Raw genomic sequence first — 18,504 nt, forward strand, 5'->3', positions numbered from 1 at the left:
TGCGCCCGCTCATGCGTCTACAGCTCCAGCCGACTTCGGCAGGTGGCTCATGCAGCGGCTCGAAAGCCTCGGATACAACCTGTCCGGCCCCCGTAGCGGCGGGCGCTCAGCGTTCGCTGAACAGGCCGGACTCAGCCCATCAACGGTGACCCGCCTACTCAGGGGCGAAATGCCGACCGATACCCGCATCCTCCGAACGCTCGCCGAGTCAATCGACGTGCCATATCCCGAGGTGCTGGTACGCGCCGGCGTCCTGACGCCCGATGAACTCGCGGCGGTACGGCGACCTAGCCCGGCCCCCGGGGGCCCTCTTACGCCTGAGCAGGCCGCCGACGACCTCGGCATCACCGACCCGGCCGAGCGCAAAGTCTTCGTGAACATGGCAAAGACCCTGCGCCGCACCACGCCAGACGGAGGCGAGCAGCAACTCGCCGACTGAACCACCAGCACGGAGGACGCCCGCACATGACCCCGCTCGCACAGCGCACCTACGTTCCGTCGCTCACCGTTGCCTTTCTCGGCACCGTCGCCGCGACGACTGGGGTCCTCCTCGACCATTACGACGTCTGGCGAATGGGTCTGCTCGGCCTGATCGCCTCTATCCCCGCCCTCTGCTACTGCATTGCCCACCGCGCCACACGGGCGAGCGACGACCAACTCGCCGAAACGCACAGCGCCGGCTACCGGCTCGCGCTGCAACACGTACACCTGGGACTCCTCGACACCCCCGACGCACCGCCGGACGGGGGCGAGGGCGCCGAGGAAGAAGACACGCAGAGGATTTCGATCATCCGGATTGCGGATCTTCCCGGCAACGTGCGGCCGTTCCGACCGCGCGACAAAGAGGACGACAACAGGAAGGCCATATGACACCAGCGGAGACACCCGCGACCTTCCGCGGCTCGCTCGGCGGCGAGCCGTGGCTCGGTTACATCCGAGTCTCAACCTGGCGCGAGGAGAAAATCAGTCCAGAGCTGCAACAGTCGGCCATCGAGTCATGGGCGGCCCGCACGGGGCGCCGGATTATCGACTGGATCACCGACCTTGACGCGACCGGCCGGAACTTCAAACGCAAGATCATGGGCGGTATCCAGCGCGTCGAGGACCGCGAGGCCGTCGGCATCGGCGTATGGAAGTTCAGCCGCTTCGGTCGAAACGACCTCGGTATCGCGATCAACCTTGCACGGCTCGAACACGCCGGCGGGCAACTCGCTTCGGCCACGGAAGAAGTCGACGCCCGCACGGCCGTCGGACGCTTCAACCGCGCCATCCTGTTTGATCTCGCCGTGTTCGAGTCGGACCGCGCCGGCGAGCAGTGGAAGGAGACGCACGCCCACCGAAGGGCGTTGCAGCTCCCTGCCACAGGCCGCCCCCGATTCGGGTACATCTGGCACCCCAGACGCATACCGGACCCGACGGCGCCCAACGGCATCCGGCTGCAAGAAGAACGCTACGAACGGCACCCCGACGTCTCACCCGTCGCGGCCGAGTTGTACGAGCGCAAGCTCGACGGGCAGGGGTTCGCCATGCTCGCCCACTGGCTGAACGACGAACTACTGATTCCCACCACCCGCGGGAACCGATGGGGCGTCAACACCGTCCAGCGGTACCTCGACTCAGGATTCGGCGCCGGCCTGCTGCGTGTCCACGATCCGGAGTGCCGTTGCAGGCTGGGGCAAGAGCACTTTTCGGGGTGCAAGGAAGGCCGCATGCTGTGGCTCCCCGGGGCCCAACCGGCACTCATCACGCCCGACCAGTGGAAGGAGTACGAGGAGCACCGCAAGGAGACGAAGAAGAGGCCCCCGCGGGCCCGCCGCGCCACCTACGCGATCACCGGGATCATGCGTCACGGGCACTGCCGCGGGACGACCGTTTCCCGGTCCGGACGCGCCCCCGGCGGCGGATACATCCCCGGGCATACGTTCGTGTGCTTCAACCACAAGAACAAGGGCAAGTCCGCCTGTGAACCGGGCGTGTACGTGCGCCGCGACGAAGTCGAGGCCGAGGTACGGAAGTGGCTCGCCGAGAACGTCGCCGAGGAAATCGACAGCGCGCCGTCCCTGCCCGAGCAGCAAACCGCGCCGGCCACCTCGCCGGACCCTCGCGCACGGCTGGTCGAGGAACGGGCGCGCACGGAAGCCGAGATTGCCAGGATCGAGGCCGCCCTCGATCGCCTTGTGACTGAGAACGCGATGGACCCGGAGAAGTACCCGGCCGATTCATTCGCGCGCGTCCGTGACCAGTTTCTCGGTCAAAAGACCAATCTCGTCAAGCACTTGCAGTCGCTTAGCGAGGTCGAGGGCGGGCCCACGCGCGAGGAGTTCCGGCCCCTGATCGTCGGACTCATAGCGGAGTGGGGAGCGCTTCATGAGGTCGAGCAGAACGCCATGTTGCGCCGGCTGTTGCGCCGCATCGTGATCAACAGTCGCAAGAGCGACCAGGGCGCACAGTGGAGTCTCGTGCGCACCTACGAGTTCCACCCCGTGTGGGAGCCCGACCCCTGGGCCGACGCCTAGAGCACGAACTATGCAGGCACGCTTGATTGTTTCCGCGCCTGCTGCCACCCTCTGAAAACCGCACCTCAGTGCAGGGGAGGGGGTAGATGCTCGGCTGTCCTTTAGAACCGCTGTCCCATATGTACGGCCTTACCGCCCTGATGAACGCCCCGCTGCGCAACGGCTGCACCGTCGTCGTACTGCCCCGCTTCGACCTGGAGCGCTTCCTCGCGGCGATCGCCGAACACCGCATCACCGCCGCGTACGTCGCGCCGCCGATCGTGCTCGCACTCGCCAAACACCCCCTGGTCGCCGCGTACGACCTGACCTCCCTCCGGTACCTCGTCAGCGCCGCCGCCCCCCTGGACGCCGAACTGGCGGCCGCCTGCTCCCGGCGGCTCGGGCTGCCGCCGGTCATGCAGGCGTACGGTATGACCGAGCTGTCGCCCGCCACCCATGTCGTACCGCTCGGCGCGCAGAACCCGCCGCCGGGCGCCGTCGGCAAACTGCTCCCCGGCACCGAGATGCGCATCGTCCCGGTGGCGGACGGCGGCGGGGGCGACGGGCGCGGTACGGGACCGCGCGCCGACCTCGGCGTGGGGGAGACCGGCGAGATCCTCATCCGCGGGCCGCAGGTGATGAAGGGGTATCTGGGGCGTCCGGCCGAGACCGACGCGATGATCGACGCCGACGGCTGGCTGCACACCGGGGACGTCGGGCGGGTGGACGGCGACGGCTGGCTGTATGTCGTCGACCGCGTCAAGGAGTTGATCAAATACAAGGGCTACCAGGTGGCCCCCGCCGACCTCGAAGCGCTGCTGCTCGCCCATGACGACATCGCCGACGCGGCGGTCATCGGCGTCCCGGACGGCGACGGCGGCGAGATCCCCAAGGCGTTCGTCGTACGACGGCAGGGGAGCGCGCTGAGCGGGGAGGAGGTCATCGCGTACGTTGCCGGGCAGGTCGCCCCGTACAAGAAGGTACGCCGGGTGGAGTTCCTGGACAGCGTGCCGCGCGCCACCACCGGCAAGATCCTGCGGCGCGAACTGCGCACCAGGGAAGGGAGCCCGACGGCCCGATGAGCGAGGCGACGCGGGACGCGCGGGCGGACGACGGGAGAGCACATGACGGGAGGGCACATGACGGGAGGACACATGACAGGAGGGCGTATGACAGGAGGTCACGTGACGGGAGGGCACATGACGCGCGGACGGGGGACGGTGTGACGGACACCGGTGCGCAGGCCGGTACGGCGGCGGGCACGGACGTAGGAACGGAAGCGGGTACGGAAGCGGGTACCGGCGTCGGCCCAGGCAGCGGCACGGTTATCGATACGGACGCCGCTACGGCCACCGGTGCGGCGGCCCCGCCCCCACCACTGGTCCGGATCGCCCGCGACCGCGGGATCACCACCCTCACCCTGGACTCCCCGCACAACCGCAACGCGCTCTCCGCCCGCCTGGTCGCCGAGCTGTCCGCGGCGCTGGCGGCGGCGGCCGCGTCCGAGGACACCCGCGCCGTTCTCCTCGCCCACACCGGCACCACCTTCTGCGCCGGTGCCGACCTCACGGAGGCCACCGGCACGGCCACCGCGCCCGCGACGGCCACCGCCACCGACCCCGCGACGGCCGGACCGCTCGGCCTGGCCCGGCTGCTGCGCACCCTCGTGGAGCTGCCCAAACCGGTCGTCGCCCGGGTCACCGGGCACGTCCGGGCCGGTGGCCTGGGTCTGCTCGGGGCCTGCGACATCTCGGTGGCCGGGCCCGGCGCCACCTTCGCCTTCACCGAGGCCCGGCTCGGCCTGGCCCCCGCCGTGATCTCCATGCCGCTGCTGCCACGGCTGGACGCGCGCGCCGCGGCCCGCTACTACCTGACCGGGGAACGGTTCGACGCGGCGGAGGCGGCCCGGATCGGGCTGGTGACGCTGGCGGCGGACGAGGTGGACGCCGGGCTCGCACCGGTCCTCGACGGGCTGCGCAAGGGCTCGCCGCAGGGCCTGGCCGAGTCCAAGCGGCTGGTCACGGCAGAACTGCTGCGGGTCTTCGACCGCGACACCGACGCGCTGGCCGCCCGCTCCGCACGGCTCTTCGGCTCCGCCGAGGCCCGGGAGGGCATGACCGCGTTCCTCCAGCGACGGGCCCCGGCATGGCGACGGTGACCCCGGCCCGCGGCGCCCGGCAGCCCCAGCAGGAGCGCAGCCGCGCCACCCGCCGCAGACTGCTGGAGGCCGCCATCTCCTGTCTGGCGGACCACGGCTGGAGCGGCAGCACGGTCTCCGTCGTGGCCGAGCGGGCCGGCGTCTCCCGGGGCGCCGCCCAGCACCACTTCCGCACCCGCGAGGACCTCTTCACGGCGGCCGTCGAGCATGTCGCGGAGATGCGCCAGGGGGCCGTGCAGGCGGTCGCGGACAACCTGCCGCCGGCCGGTTCCCGCGCCCGTACCCGGATCATCGTCGAGGAACTCGTCGGCCTCTACACGGGCCCGCTGTTCCGCGCCGCGCTCCACCTGTGGGTCGCCGCCGGTGACGAGGAGCCGCTGCGCGAGCGGGTGACGGCCCTGGAGGCGCGCGTCGGCCGCGAGGCACACCGTACGGCGGTGGCCCTCCTGGCGGCCGACGAGTCCGTCCCCGGCGTACGCGAGACCGTCCAGGGCCTGCTGGACATGGCCCGCGGCCTGGGCCTGGCCAACCTGCTGACGGACGATTCGGCCCGCCGGGAGCGGGTCGTGGCGCAGTGGTCGAGGATCCTCGACGGGGTACTGAACCCGGTGGCGGGATAGCGCGGGCGGCGGGGGCCGGGCCGGACGGACCGTGTCGGCCGGCCCCGCCCGCAGCCCCGCGCCGCGTGCCTCAGCCGGCGATGTCGCCGAACCCCGCGATCTCCCGCGGGTCACGGGACGCGGGCCCCACGTACCGCGCCGACGGCCGCACCAGCCGGCCGGTCCGCTTCTGCTCCAGGATGTGCGCGCTCCAGCCGGCCGTCCGGGCGCAGGTGAACATCGACGTGAACATGTGCGCCGGCACCTCCGCGAAGTCCAGCACGATGGCCGCCCAGAACTCGACGTTGGTGGCCAGCACCCGGTCCGGACGGCGGCTGTGCAGCTCCGCCAGCGCCGCCTTCTCCAGCGCCTCGGCGACCTCGAACCGGGGCGCGCCCAGCTCACGCGCCGTACGCCGCAGCACCCGCGCCCGGGGGTCCTCGGCGCGGTAGACCCGGTGCCCGAAGCCCATCAGCCGCTCGCCCTTGTCGAGGGTCCGGCGGACGTAGGCCGCCGCGTCGCCGGTCCGCTCGATCTCCTCGATCATGCCCAGGACCCGGGAGGGCGCGCCGCCGTGCAGCGGTCCGGACATCGCGCCGACCGCGCCGGACAGCGCGGCGGAGACATCCGCGCCCGTCGAGGCGATCACCCGGGCGGTGAACGTGGAGGCGTTCATGCCGTGCTCGGCGGCCGACGTCCAGTACGCGTCCACCGCCGCGACGTGCTTGGGGTCCGGCTCGCCCCGCCAGCGCTTCATGAAGCGCTCCACGACCGTCTCCGCCGTGTCGATCTCCCGCTGCGGCACCATCGGCAGGCCCTGCCCGCGCGCCGACTGGGCGACGTAGGAGAGCGCCATGACGGCGGCGCGGGCGAGGTTGTCGCGGGCCGTCCGCTCGTCGATGTCCAGCAGCGGCCGCAGGCCCCACACGGGCGCGAGCATGGCCAGCGCGGACTGCACATCGACCCGGATGTCACCGGAGTGCACCGGGATCGGGAACGGCTCCGCGGGCGGCAGACCGGGGTTGAACGCCCCGTCCACCAGCAGGCCCCAGACGTTCCCGAAGGACACCTGCCCGACGAGGTCCTCGATGTCGACGCCGCGGTACCGGAGCGCGCCGCCCTCCTTGTCCGGTTCGGCGATCTCCGTCTCGAACGCGACGACACCCTCAAGTCCGGGTACGAAGTCGGACATCACGCGGCTCCTCAAGATGGGGACGGCAAGCGGATGGTGACCGGATGCCGTGCGGTCGAGTCTGGTGTGCGGTGCCGGTGAGGTTACGCGGCTGCGCCGGGCAGCTCGCGGTCCGTTCCGGTCATCGCGCTATGCGCTGTATGCGCGGTATGCCCCCGACGGGGCATGCGCCACGCGGCCGTGGTGCCCGCGGCGGGACGGCCAGGGCACGGGACGGTGTCCCCGTGTCCGTGTGTCCCTTCAGGCGGGACACGATAGCTCCCGGGGTCCGGAGGCCACAGTGGGCCGGGCCACGATTTTGGCGGGTCCGCCACGGGCGGGGAAGCGTGATGTCCGGCACACGGGTCGATTCGCTGACGAGAGGGTTACGGCCGGTCGACGGGGGGCAGACTTCCGGCCCGCCCGGTGCCCCCGGCGGGCCCGATGCTGCAAGATGAGGCCGTGCACTCCGCCGACGCGCCCTCCCCCGACGAAACTTCCGACCTCCTGTCAGCCCCCGACCCCTCGTCCATGCGCAAGCACTACCGCGCCGAGGGACTCGTCGAGTCCGAACTCGCCGCCGGCCCGTACGAACAGTTCGCGCGCTGGTTCAAGGACGCGGCCGACGCCGGCCTGCACGAGCCGAACGCGATGGTCGTCTCGACCGCGGACGCCGCGGGCCGGCCGAGTTCAAGGACCGTGCTCCTCAAGGCATTCGACGCCCGCGGATTCGTCTTCTTCACCAACTACACCAGCCGCAAGGGCCGCGAACTGGCCGAGAATCCCTATGTCTCCCTGTTGTTCCCCTGGCACTCCCTGGCCCGCCAGGTCATCGTGACCGGCACCGCGGAACGCGTCGGCCGGGACGAGACCGCCGCCTACTTCCGCACCCGCCCGCACGGCTCCCAACTGGGCGCCTGGGCCAGCGACCAGTCCTCGACGGTCGGCTCCCGCGCCGAACTGGAGCGCGCCTACGAGGAGTTGGCGGCCCGCTACCCGGAGGGCGAGCAGGTGCCCGTACCGCCGCACTGGGGCGGCTACCGCGTCACCGCCGAGGCGGCGGAGTTCTGGCAGGGCCGGGAGAACCGCCTGCACGACCGGCTGCGGTACGTACGGGCGGGGCGCAACGGCGGCACCGGCGGGGCCCTCTGGCGGGTCGAGCGGCTGGCGCCCTGACGCGGGCGGGCGCGCCTCGGGCGCGCCCGTGACCGCCGCATCCGCGGGCCGTCCGAAGGGCTCCGGGCCCGCACACGCAGACGACCCGCGGGCTGCTTCCCCCGCGCTCGGTGGCGCGAAGGGCCGGTCGGACGAACCGGCAGCCCGCGGGTCGGGTGACTGCTTGGGATTGGCCGGCTGCGCACCTGTGTGGTGCGCCGGTCCGGCACTGCACTACGTGAAGCGACGGGCCGTCAGCCCGCAGCCACCTCACATGTCCGGTGCGAAATCATCTGCCGAACCACCTCCCTTCTTGTGTGCTCCACACCCTAGGAAGCCGACCTGGGCCGGACAACCGAATTTCCGGGAGGCAACGATTTCCGCGAATCGGGTGTGGGCTGGGTCACGTTCGAGTTGAATGTGCCGAGGTGCAGCACGTGCGGCCGCGTTCGTAAGGGGTGCCAGTGACTGCTTCATCTGGCTCGTCAGCGTCGTCTCCCTCCTCTCCGTCCCACCCGCCGTCGTCCTCGGCCGCCCGCTCCGCGGCGCCGCCCGGTGCGGCGGACCGGTCACCGGCCCAGGGATCCCCGGGTCCGGCGTCCGACCCGGCGGCGGACCACGACCGGCCACCGGACAACGACGACTCCGGTCTGCTCGCCGCCCTCCTGGACGGTATGGACGCCGCCCTGCTCGCCCTCGGGGCGGACGGCGCGGTCACCCACTGGAACCACGAGGCCGAACGGATCCTGGGCTGGACCGCCGCGGAGGCGGTCGGCCGTACGGGCCTGGCCGGCTGGGCGGTCCGCAAGGAGGACGCCGACGAGATCGAGGCGACGCTGCGGGCCGCGATGCGCGCCCCGGGCCGCCAGGTCCATGAGTTCGCCCTGCTGACCAAGGACGGCCACCGCGTCCTGGTCCGTACCCAGTCCTCCGCGGTCCGCGGCCCCGACGGCCGGCCCGCCGGTGTGTACTGCGCCTTCAGCGAGGCGCACGCCCAGATCGACCTGGAGCGGTCCATCGCGCTGAGCGAGGCGCTCTTCGACGATGCCTCGTGGGGCGTCATCCTGGTCGACGCCGATCTGCGCCCCGCCGCCGTCAACGCCCACGCCGCCCGCACCCTGGGCGTGGGGCGGACGACCCTGCTGGGCCGCCCGCTGGCCGGCCTCCTGGCGCAGGGCGTGGAGGAACTGGAGAGCGCGCTCCAGCACGTCCTGGCCGAGGGCGCGCCGCCGGCCGCCGCCGACCTGTGGGTGACGCTGCGCTCCGAGGAGGCCGAGCAGCCGCGCCGGTGCTGGCGCAGCGGCTTCGTCCGGCTGGCCTCCCCGCTGGCCGAGGAACCGGTCCCGCTGGGCGTCGCCTGGCTCTTCCAGGACGTGACGGACGCCAAGCGGGCCGAACGGGAGAGCTCCCTGCTGCGCTTCCGCTTCCATCAGCTGCACCGCGCGGGCCGCGCCGCCGCCGAGTGCCCCGACCCGGCCGAGGCCGCCGCACTGCACCTCGACTTCGCCCTGGCGGGCTTCGCCGACCACGGCCTGATCGACCTCGCGACGGCACCGCCGCCGGCGGCGTACGGGGCGGTGGACGCCGATCCGGACGCCGATGCCGATGCGGAGACGGATACGTATACGGAGACGGCTACGGGCGGGGGCGCGGGCCCCGAGGCCGGGCCGGGCCGTCGTGATGACGGGGCGGCCGGGCCCGGCGGAGGTGGTGGTGCGTGGCGGGGCGGCTCGCCGCGGCTGGTGCGGGCGCTGGCCTCCCCGGCCGGTTCGCCCGGCCCCACCGAGGCGCTCCCGGCCACCGGCATCCCGGTGGCGTACGGACCGGGCCATCCGGCGGCCCAGGCGTACGAGCGCCGCGGATCGGTGCGCACCAGCGCGGGCGGCGCCGCGACCGAGGGCTGGGCGGCCGCCCGCAAATGGCCGGACGGTACGGTGCACGGCCTGTGCGTCGCACTGCGCAGCCGTGGCCGCACGCTCGGCGTCGCGACGTTCCTGCGGGTGCCCTCGCGCCGCCCCTTCGACCGCGCGGACGCCGCCTACGCCGAGGACGTCGCGGCCCGTATCGCGGCGGCGCTCGACCTGGCCGGGGCGGGGACGGAGACCTGGACGCGGACGTGGACGGGCTGAGGACGTGGCCGGACCGAGCGCCGGGCGGGGGCGGAGCGGCGATGTCCGCGGCGGGCCGCCGGGCGCCTGCTGCCGGTAGCGGATCCGTCTGCTGCCGGTAGCCGGTCCGGCCCTCCGCCGTAGCCGGTCCGGCCCTCCGCCCTACTGCCGGTAGTAGATCCGGTCCGCGTACTCGGTCATCACCCGGCCGTTCCAGTCGTGCCCGCCGTCCACGTTCCCGGAGCGCAGCAGCGGCGGGACGATGCCCCGCTCGGCCAGCGCGCCCGCCGCCGTCGCCACCACGGCCTGCATGATCGCGCTGGTGACGACCGTCGAGGCGGGGGCGAAGGGCGCCTCGATGCCGGGCATCGTCAACTCCGCGTCGCCGACCGGGATCCGGCTGTCCAGGACGATGTCGCAGTGGTCCTTGAGGAACGTCCCGGAGGTGTGCCGGGACTTGGTCGCGTCCGCGTACGCCACCGACGTGACACCGATGACCCTCAGGCCGAGCGCCCGCGCGTTCATCGCCATCTCGACGGGGAGCGAGTTGCGCCCGGAGAGCGAGATGATCACCAGCACATCGCCCGGCTCCAGCGGGCTGGTGTCCAGGACGGCCCCGGCCAGCCCGTCCACCCGCTCCAGCGCGCTGCCGAGCGTCGCGGGCCGGACGTCCACGCCGACCACGCCGGGGACGGAGAGCAGGTTCATGATCGCGAGGCCGCCCGCGCGGTAGACCGTGTCCTGGGCGGGCAGCGAGGAGTGCCCGGCGCCGAAGGCGAAGACCCGGCCGCCCGCCTCGAAGGTGTCGGCGATCAGCTGCCCGGCCGCGGTGATCCGGTCGCCCTCTCCGTCGCGGACCTGCCGCAGCAGGTCGATCGCGGCGTCGAAGTACTGCCCGGCCAACCGGTCACTCTCAGCCATTGCCGCGGCCCCTCTCGTCGAAACTGGTCGAATCTCGTCGGATCTCATCGGATGTCGTACGCCGTACCGTCAGGCCACCCGTGTCACGGCCCCCGCGGTAGCGCCAGATTCCGGCGGCCGGGCAGTCGTGGCGCGGATCACGTTGCGGTCTGGACCAGTGCCCTGTCAATACGAGTGCAGGGTCCGGCGCACGGGGAAGGAGGCCCCGTTGTCAGTGGGATGCGTCAGAATTGAGTTCAGGGCCACCGCACGACATATCGAGGGGCACGCATGTCCGGACTGATCGACACCACGGAGATGTATCTCCGCACCATCCTCGAACTCGAAGAGGAAGGTGTGGTCCCCATGCGCGCCCGGATCGCGGAGCGGCTCGAACAGAGCGGTCCGACGGTCAGCCAGACAGTGGCGCGCATGGAGCGAGACGGCCTGCTGACGGTCGCGGGTGACCGGCATCTGGAGCTGACGGAAGAGGGCCGGCGGCTGGCGACGCGGGTGATGCGCAAGCACCGCCTCGCCGAATGCCTGCTCGTCGACGTCATCGGGCTGGAGTGGGAGCAGGTGCACGCCGAGGCGTGCCGCTGGGAGCATGTGATGAGCGAGGCGGTCGAGCGCCGCGTCGTGGAGCTGCTGCGGCACCCGACGGAGTCCCCGTACGGCAACCCGATCCCGGGGCTGGAGGAGCTGGGCGAGAAGTCCGAGGCCGACCCGTTCCTGGACTCCGGCATGGTGAGCCTGACGGAGCTGGACGCCGGGACCGACGGCAAGACGGTCGTGGTGCGCCGGATCGGCGAGCCCATCCAGGCCGACGCCCAGCTGATGTACACGCTGCGGCGGGCCGGTGTGCAGCCGGGCGCGGTGGTGAGCGTGACGGAGTCGCCGGCCGGGGTGCTGGTCGGCAGCAGCGGCGAGGCCGCGGAGCTGGAGGCCGAGATCGCCTCCCACGTCTTCGTCGCCAAGCGCTGACTCCGTAGCGTCCGTCCCGTCCCCGCACGCGCTCCGTATCTCCCGCTCCCGCACCCTCCCCGTCCGCCCTCTCCGCCACCGTTCCCCACGAGCCCGCCGAACTGCGCCGACGCGCCGCTCGGCGGGCTCGTCCATGCCGCCTGCCGGGTGCGCCGACTCCCGTTCCGGTGAACGGACTTGTGCGAATCCGTGCGGTACGGCCGGGTGCCATGCCAGGCTGGCGCCGGCGCGGATAGGACATGCCGGCGGCCGCGTGCTGCCGGAATTCCGGGTCCGGGCGGCTGAACTGGTACGGGGCGGGGGCGCCCGCCATCGGCTCCGAGGATCGGGGAGGGAGCTCGGATGGATCCGCTGAGTCCGCCGGGTGTGTGGGTTTGGCCGAGCTTGTTGGTTTCGCCGCACCGGACTGCCCGGTCGGCCCGGTCGGCTCGGCCGAGTCCGTCGGTTCTGCTGGGGTCGCGGGGTGGTGTGCGAGGCGATGCGGGACCGCCGGAGCTGCCGGAGTCGCCGGAGCCGACAGGGCTGTCGGGAGTGCTGGGTGGCCCGCGACGGGGGCGGCCCCGGGAGGAGGGGCCGCCGAGTGGTGCGGGCTGCCGCCTGGTGGTGGACGATCGGGGCCCCGGTGCTGCGAGCAGCCGGGGCCCCGCCTCCCCCTGTCCCCCCGTCGAGACCCGGAGCCCCGAGCTCCCAGGGTCTTCCCCTGCGGGCCCCCTTCCCGGTAGGGCCCGCCTCCCGGTAGCTGTCTCCCCTCGGGGGGTGCGGCCTATCCCTGAGCGAGGTCACTCGAACGAGCGGTGTTGGGTGTGCGGACAGTGCGTTCGAATAAAGGTTCGATAGTGTGGGGCTGTGCACGGGATGATGGGGGGTGCCAGGGCAGATGGCGCGGCGCATCGATGTGACAGGAGCCGGTGGTGTCCGGCTCGCAGCCTGGGAATTCACCGACCCGCCCAAGGACGGCGGCGGTCCGGGGGAGGGCGCGCCCGGCCCGGGAGTGCTGCTGCTCCACGGCCTGATGGGCCGCGCGGCGCACTGGGCGGACACCGCCCGCTGGCTGAGCGCGCGACACCGCCCGGTCGGGCTGGACCAGCGCGGCCACGGCCGCAGCGAGAAGCCCGCCGACGGTCCGTACGACCGCGGGGCGTATGTCGATGACGCGATCGCCGCCATCGAGCAGCTCGGGCTGGCACCGGTCGCCCTCATCGGACACTCCATGGGCGCCCTGACCGCCTGGCAGTTGGCGGCCCGCCGCCCGGACCTGGTCAGCGCGCTGGTCATCTGCGATATGCGGGCCGTGGCGCTCGGCGCGGCCTCGCAGCGCGAATGGGCCGAGTGGTTCCGCACCTGGCCGGTCCCGTTCGCCACCCTCGCCGACGTCCGTAAGTGGTTCGGTGCGGACGACCCGGTCCTGGAGCGGCCCAGACCGGCCCGCGGCGAGTACTTCGCCGAGGTGATGGCCGAGCGCGCCGACGGCTGGCGCCCCGTCTTCTCCCGCCGCCAGATGCTCACCGCCCGCGAGACCTGGGTCCACGACGCCCACTGGGAAGAACTCGCCCAGGTCCGCTGCCCCGCCCTGGTCGTCCGCGGCCTCGACGGCGAACTGGGCCGCGCCGAAGCCCAGGAAATGGTCCGCGTGCTGCCCCAGGGCGCCTACGCCGAACTCCCCGACGCCGGCCATCTGCTCCCCTGGGAACACCCCGGTGAATGGCGCCGGGTGATCGAACCGTTCCTGCGGTCGGCCGTCCCGTTGCACGGCGGCGGAGGCGGGCCGGGGCCCTGACCGGGGCGTGAGCCGGAGCCATGAGCCGGGCGTGAGCCGGGTGCATGAGGCGGGGCGTGAACGAGGGACAGGAGCCGGGGCCGTGAGCCGGGGGAAGGGACGCCGACCGTTGCGGTACGGCAAGGCGCTCTGCCATGGATCGCGTGCCGTACCTGCCTGTCGGCGAAGGCGCGGCGGGGTTCCGTGAGCTTCTGGCGGCGGGCGGTCTTCGCGCCGTGGGGGCTGTCGGGAAGCCTTGCGTAAACCTGCGCGGGCCGGGGGCGGTTGGCCGGCGTGCTGCCGTTCCCGGCGGCGTGCCACCGGTCGGCATGGGCGCGCCCCTGATCGTGCGGCGCGGACCGAGCGGACGGAACCGCGCGATCAGGGGCGCGCTCGACGGATGCCGGATCGCCCTGCGCGGCGCGCGCCTCCGTACCGAGCCGTACGACCTGTTCCCCCGCGCGGTCGCGGAGTTGGGCCTCGTCGGCCCGGCGCGGCGGCGAAGACGGAGCGTGGCAGCGCGAACGGTGTGGACAGCTCGCGCAGTCGCGAGCGCCGCAGCAGCAGCCCGGCCGTCGCGAGCAGCAGCATCGGGCCGATGGCGAGGGTCAGGAGCCGGGCGAGCGGGGAGGACGACGAGCCGGCCTCGGGCGCCGGAGCGCGGAGCCCGGCCGTGGCCTGCTCGTACACCTTGTCGCCGTTGCCCGCCTCGATGATGTCGATCGCGCGGGTGAGCCGCTTGGGCAACCCCGCGCCCGCCATGTCGTGCTGGTGGAAGACCGCGGCGGCGGCCCGCTGTGCATGGTGGGCATCGGCGGGCCATTCGTGGGCGGCGATGGACGGGGAGAACGCCCCGAGGGTGATGACGATGGACGGGCCGCCGCCCATCCGATCATGGATCACCTCGGCGAGCTGCCGGGCGTCGCCGCCCCAGCTGTCGCCCTCGACCAGGGGCACCGGCGCGACACGGATCGGCAGGCCGGAGTGCCGGATCCGGTGGACGAGTTGCTGCCGCTGGCCGGGGTCGACGGCCGAGGAGAGGGAGGAGCCGGGCAGGACGAGCACATACGTCGGAACGCCGAGCCGCCGAGCCGCCGAGCCGCCGGGTCTCCTCGGCGAATTCGGGTGCGGTCGAGCGGGGGACCTCGCGGGGGAACCGATCGCTGATGCAGACCGGATTCTCCCGCAGCCGGTCGGCGAGACAGGCGGTCTGGGTCCGGTCGTCCGGCGGCGCGGGCACGGCCTGTCCCGTACCCGCGGCGCGCACCACCGTCAGCCGGCCCGCCAGCAGCACCATTCCGGCGCGCAGCACTGCCTTCACCACACACCCCCGTTGTCCGTGTCGCGCCATGACGCTACCGCCGCCGCGCCCGCCCGCCGGAGCCTGTGGACAGCGTCACGGCGGGCTCCCCGGCGGCGCGGAGGGTGTGGAAAAGGCGGGGCCGGATCCGCCCGGACCCGGCCCCGCCCTCTTCCGTCGGCTGCGTCAGCCCTTGCTGACCGCCAGCAGGATCTCCGGCAGCCGCCGCGCCACCCGGGGCGCGGCCACCCGCAGCCCCAGCTGGGCGATCAGCACTCCGTAGACCGCGCCGACCGGCAGCAGGATCCACAACAGGCCGTGCAGGTCCGCCAGATGCAGCCAGAGGGTCAGCGCCAGCATCGGCGAGCTCAGCAGGCTGCCGACCACGATGCCGCCGAAGAGGCTGAACCAGGCGATGGAGCCCTGCCCCGGCGCGACGCTCTTGTTGCCCTCCGAGGGGATCGAGTACGGGAAGAGCGCCGAGGCGAGCGCCCCGGTGGCCAGCAGCGCGCCCAGCAGGGCCAGCGAGAGCCCGTACACCTCCAGGAAGTCGGACCAGGGGCCGATGAAGGCCGCCGTACCGGCCACGACTACCGTGACGAACGGGACCGCCACCAGTGCCAGCGTGAACGCGCGGGCCCGCAGCTCCAGATAGGCGTCCCGGGGTGTGGAGATCGTCGAGGCGACCATCCAGAACGCCGAGGTGTCCTGCCCGAACTGGTTGTACATCTGCATGCCGAGCAGCGCGGACGCCGAGAACGACGTGTAGATGCTGCCGTTGCCCTGGAGGGACGAGACGATCGGCACCATCAGGCCGACGCCGATCGCCATCGCCCACGACATCTTCGACTTCGGGTCGCGCCAGGCGTAACGCATCATGCGCAGCATGACCGGGCCGGTCCGCCCGCCGGGCAGCAGCCGCGCCGGCCCGCGCCCGCCCGGCCGGGAGCTGCGCGCGCTGTCCTTCCCCGCCGCCTGGAGGGTGGAGGAGTCGGGCGAGGTCATCACGGTCGTCAGCGTCCGCTGCCACCACCACAGCAGCAGCGCCAGCGCCAGCACGGTCAGCGCGAGGCCGGCCGCGGCCCGCCCGTACGCACCCTGGCCCGCGTCCTGTACGGCGCTTATCGCGGAGGCCGGCGGCACCCAGCGCAGCACCTCGCCCACCGGCTCCAGCGCGGACAGGCCGTCCGGGCGGCCCAGCTTCGTCGCGGCGATGTTGACGCCCTGGGCGCCGAGCGCGATGAACAGACCGCTCAGCACGGCGAGATCACGGCCGCGGCGGCTGGTCAGCAGCCGCACCGACGCGGTGGCGACGGCGCGCGCCAGCGAGACACACACCAGCACCACCAGGATGACGGCGAGTACACCGACGACCGCGGCGGCCGGACCGTCGGCGACCGCGATCACCGAGCCGATCACCAGCGCCAGGGTGAAGACCGGTCCGATGCCGACGAGCGACGCGGTCAGCAGCGAGACGATCAGCGAGCGCGGCCGCAGTGGCAGCATGACCAGCCGGGTCGGGTCGAGGGTCTCGTCGCCGGTGGGGAAGAACAGCGGCATCACCGCCCAGCCGAGCGTGACGATCCCGGTGAGCAGCACGGCCAGCGAGCCGATGTGCGCATTGCCGCGCAACGCGATCAGCCCGGCCATGACACCGGCCGCGAACAGCAGGCCGACGACGACCGACGCCACGTACGCGAGGGTGCGCCCCGTCGACTGGCGTAGCCCGTTGCGCAGCAGGGACAGTTTCAGCCGTACGAAGACCGGGGTCAGCGACGGCGCGGCGGCCGGGGGAGCGGCCGGGGCGGCGGATCGGGTACTCATCGGGCGCCGCCGCCCAGCCAGTCCAGGTTCTGCCCGGCGCCGCGCCCCTGCGCGCCGACGAGTTCGAGGAACGCGTTCTGGAGCGAGGGCGCGTCGCCGCGGACCTGCGCGATCGGGCCGTCGGCCCGGATTCGCCCGGCGGCCATCACCGCGACCCAGTCACAGAGCGACTCGACCAGTTCCATCACATGGCTGGAGAAGATCACGGTCGCGCCGGAGGCGGTGTAGCGCTCCAGGACGCCGCGGATGGTCTGCGCCGACACCGGGTCGACGCCCTCGAAGGGCTCGTCGAGGAAGAGGATCTCGGGGTTGTGCAGCAGCGCGGCGGCCAGCCCGATCTTCTTGCGCATACCGGTGGAGTAGTCCACGACCAGCTTGTTCTGGGAGCCGGCCAGGTCCAGCACGTCCAGCAGCTGGCCGGCCCGCTTGTCGACCTCGTCACCGGGCAGACCGCGCAACCGCCCCATGTAGCCCAGGAGTTCGCGGCCCGACAGTCGCTCGAAGAGCCGCAGCCCCTCCGGCAGTACACCGATCCTGGACTTGACGGCCACCGGGTCACCCCAGACGTCGTGCCCGCCGATCTCCACCACCCCGGCGTCCGGCCGCAGCAGCCCCGTCACCATGGACAGCGTGGTGGTCTTGCCCGCGCCGTTGGGGCCGACCAGCCCGATGAAACGGCCCGCGGGCAGCGTCAGATCGATGCCGTTGACGGCGATCTGGTCGCCGAACTTCTTCCACAGCCCCTGGATGCGCACCGCGGGCGGACCGGCCGCGGCCCCGCCGCCGGCCGCCGTCGCGCCCCCTTGAGCGGCGTCCCCCTGAGGCGCCAGCCGGGAAGCGGCCGCCTCGTCCGCCAGCGGTGCCGACTCGTTCCGCTGGTCTATCTGCTCCGGCTCGTACGCCACCGGTCCTGCCCTTCGACGTCCCCGCAGGGGCGGTCGTGCCCCCGTCAAGCGCCCACAATACGTGCTATGTCCTTACAAGGTCCGGGCGACGGGTGCCCGCGACGGCGGGGTCAGCGGGGGTGCGGGGGTTCGGTGGATCCCGCGGGGCGGGGTGCGGGCGGGCCTCTCGGGCCGGGTGGACGGCGGCCGTTGGGCGGGTCAGGCGCCGCGGGCCGCCGCCGCGTCCCGCCCGCAGGCGTAGGCGAGGGGGCTGATCAGATCGTCCGCGTCCGGCAGCCAGCGGTTGGTGGCGGTCGGACGGCGCGCCCACTGCACCGAGCCGTACGGTCCCACCCGGGTCGGCGGCGCGGCGATGTACTCGCCCTCGCCGCGGCACACCAGGTCGAGGCCGGCCGGCGACCAGCCCAGACCCCGCAGCCGGTCCGGTACCTTGGCCGCCGCGCCGGGCAGCACGAGAAAGAGCATCCGGCGGCCAGGGGTGCGGGTGACGGGGCCGAGCGGCAGGCCCAGCCGCTCCATCCGGGCCAGGGCCAGGCAGCCCGCGGTCTCCGGTACGTCGAGCGCCTCGAACGTCCGGCCCGTCGGCAGCAGGATCGACGCGCCCGGCTGCTTGGTCCACATCCGGCGCACGGCGCTGGCGCTGCCGGTGGCCTGGCCCGTCCAGCCGGGCGCGGTGGGGTGTGCGCCGGGCGCGGCGCAGCCGGCGTCGGCGCACGAACAGCGGGGTGCCCCGCTGCCGTGCTCCAGCCATGCGCCGGGGAATACCTCCCAATGCCGCTCTTCCGCGTAACGCACCGCAGCGTCGAGCAGTTGCTCGTCCCGCTGCCGTGGGAGCTGTGTGACTGCTGTGACTCCGATGGTCTCTTCCATGCAGGGGTCAACTTTGGCTGTCACCAAGGGTTACGGCCTGCCCGAAGCTGCCCCGGCGCATCGTTCTCGCACGTAGGGCGCATGGGTGCATCGGCGGGGGCGCGTATGCGGACGTGGTCCGGGGAGCGGGTAGCCACCTGCGTGACGGGCGGAGAGGCCGCCCGGCGGCCGTCCGCGGTGCACCCGGCAATCCCGGGCACGGCGGCGCCGCGATCTGTACGTGGGCACCGAGCGCCATTCTCATTTCGCAGGTCAACTCCTGGGACCCGGACGCGGGTC

15 protein-coding genes and 1 pseudogene are annotated in these 18,504 nt (G+C 72.9%); 10 read left to right on the forward strand and 6 right to left on the reverse strand.

Annotated features, from left to right (window positions below; genetic code table 11):
• Positions 1–49 precede the first annotated feature (49 nt).
• The 6 genes and pseudogenes from ACLJWH_RS32280 to ACLJWH_RS32305 all read left to right on the forward strand — a co-directional run bounded on the left by ACLJWH_RS32280 (position 50) and on the right by ACLJWH_RS32305 (position 5,273).
• Positions 50–439: a helix-turn-helix domain-containing protein gene (locus ACLJWH_RS32280; protein ID WP_411145315.1), complete on the forward strand. Its 390-nt coding sequence runs from the start codon at positions 50–52 to the stop codon at positions 437–439.
• A 26-nt stretch (positions 440–465) separates the two neighbouring features.
• Complete coding sequence (locus ACLJWH_RS32285) at positions 466–870, forward strand: hypothetical protein (protein WP_411145316.1); 405 nt, start codon at positions 466–468, stop codon at positions 868–870.
• Positions 867–2,516: a recombinase family protein gene (locus tag ACLJWH_RS32290; RefSeq protein ID WP_411145317.1), complete on the forward strand. Its 1,650-nt coding sequence runs from the start codon at positions 867–869 to the stop codon at positions 2,514–2,516. Before ACLJWH_RS32285 ends, ACLJWH_RS32290 begins: the two co-directional genes overlap by 4 nt.
• Positions 2,517–2,623: 107 nt before the next feature.
• Positions 2,624–3,577: pseudogene (locus ACLJWH_RS32295) on the forward strand (AMP-binding protein); the annotation flags it as partial.
• A 245-nt stretch (positions 3,578–3,822) separates the two neighbouring features.
• Entirely contained in the window at positions 3,823–4,653 is an 831-nt protein-coding gene (locus ACLJWH_RS32300) for an enoyl-CoA hydratase family protein (RefSeq protein WP_411145450.1), read from the forward strand.
• The gene (locus tag ACLJWH_RS32305; RefSeq protein ID WP_411145318.1) at positions 4,641–5,273 is read left to right on the forward strand and encodes a TetR/AcrR family transcriptional regulator; all 633 of its coding nucleotides are present in this window, start codon (positions 4,641–4,643) and stop codon (positions 5,271–5,273) included. Before ACLJWH_RS32300 ends, ACLJWH_RS32305 begins: the two co-directional genes overlap by 13 nt.
• Before the next feature lie 70 nt (positions 5,274–5,343).
• Here ACLJWH_RS32305 and ACLJWH_RS32310 read toward each other — a convergent pair whose 3' ends face one another.
• Positions 5,344–6,444: a citrate synthase 2 gene (locus tag ACLJWH_RS32310; protein ID WP_411145319.1), complete on the reverse strand. Its 1,101-nt coding sequence runs from the start codon at positions 6,442–6,444 to the stop codon at positions 5,344–5,346.
• 423 nt (positions 6,445–6,867) lie between these two features.
• Between ACLJWH_RS32310 and pdxH the strand changes: the two genes are divergently transcribed.
• The gene (gene pdxH, locus ACLJWH_RS32315) at positions 6,868–7,599 is read left to right on the forward strand and encodes a pyridoxamine 5'-phosphate oxidase (protein WP_411145320.1); all 732 of its coding nucleotides are present in this window, start codon (positions 6,868–6,870) and stop codon (positions 7,597–7,599) included.
• Between the two features lie 653 nt (positions 7,600–8,252).
• A complete protein-coding gene (locus tag ACLJWH_RS32320) occupies positions 8,253–9,707 on the forward strand; it encodes a PAS domain-containing protein (protein ID WP_411145451.1) in 1,455 nt (484 codons plus the stop codon).
• A 141-nt stretch (positions 9,708–9,848) separates the two neighbouring features.
• Here the strand turns inward: ACLJWH_RS32320 and ACLJWH_RS32325 are convergent, their stop codons facing one another.
• Positions 9,849–10,607, reverse strand: coding sequence for an SIS domain-containing protein (locus tag ACLJWH_RS32325; RefSeq protein WP_411145321.1), 759 nt, complete (start codon positions 10,605–10,607; stop codon positions 9,849–9,851).
• Between the two features lie 270 nt (positions 10,608–10,877).
• Between ACLJWH_RS32325 and ACLJWH_RS32330 the strand changes: the two genes are divergently transcribed.
• Both ACLJWH_RS32330 and ACLJWH_RS32335 read left to right on the forward strand, forming a co-directional pair.
• Positions 10,878–11,570, forward strand: a complete 693-nt coding sequence (locus tag ACLJWH_RS32330) for a metal-dependent transcriptional regulator (RefSeq protein ID WP_411145322.1) — start codon at positions 10,878–10,880, stop codon at positions 11,568–11,570.
• 877 nt (positions 11,571–12,447) lie between these two features.
• Positions 12,448–13,347, forward strand: a complete 900-nt coding sequence (locus ACLJWH_RS32335) for an alpha/beta fold hydrolase (RefSeq protein WP_411145323.1) — start codon at positions 12,448–12,450, stop codon at positions 13,345–13,347.
• A gap of 360 nt (positions 13,348–13,707) precedes the next feature.
• On the opposite strand, the gene ACLJWH_RS32340 is transcribed toward ACLJWH_RS32335, so the two are convergent.
• The 4 genes from ACLJWH_RS32340 to ACLJWH_RS32355 all read right to left on the reverse strand — a co-directional run bounded on the left by ACLJWH_RS32340 (position 13,708) and on the right by ACLJWH_RS32355 (position 18,225).
• Positions 13,708–14,391, reverse strand: coding sequence for a hypothetical protein (locus tag ACLJWH_RS32340; RefSeq protein WP_411145324.1), 684 nt, complete (start codon positions 14,389–14,391; stop codon positions 13,708–13,710).
• 421 nt (positions 14,392–14,812) lie between these two features.
• Positions 14,813–16,450, reverse strand: coding sequence for a transporter (locus ACLJWH_RS32345; protein WP_411145325.1), 1,638 nt, complete (start codon positions 16,448–16,450; stop codon positions 14,813–14,815).
• Positions 16,447–17,280, reverse strand: coding sequence for an ABC transporter ATP-binding protein (locus ACLJWH_RS32350; RefSeq protein ID WP_411145452.1), 834 nt, complete (start codon positions 17,278–17,280; stop codon positions 16,447–16,449). Before ACLJWH_RS32350 ends, ACLJWH_RS32345 begins: the two co-directional genes overlap by 4 nt.
• Positions 17,281–17,553: 273 nt before the next feature.
• A complete protein-coding gene (locus ACLJWH_RS32355) occupies positions 17,554–18,225 on the reverse strand; it encodes a bifunctional DNA primase/polymerase (protein WP_411145326.1) in 672 nt (223 codons plus the stop codon).
• Positions 18,226–18,504: the final 279 nt, after the last annotated feature.

It is taken from the genome of Streptomyces sp. x-80, assembly GCF_046549095.1.
In the GTDB taxonomy this organism is placed as follows: Bacteria; Actinomycetota; Actinomycetes; order Streptomycetales; family Streptomycetaceae; genus Streptomyces; species Streptomyces celluloflavus.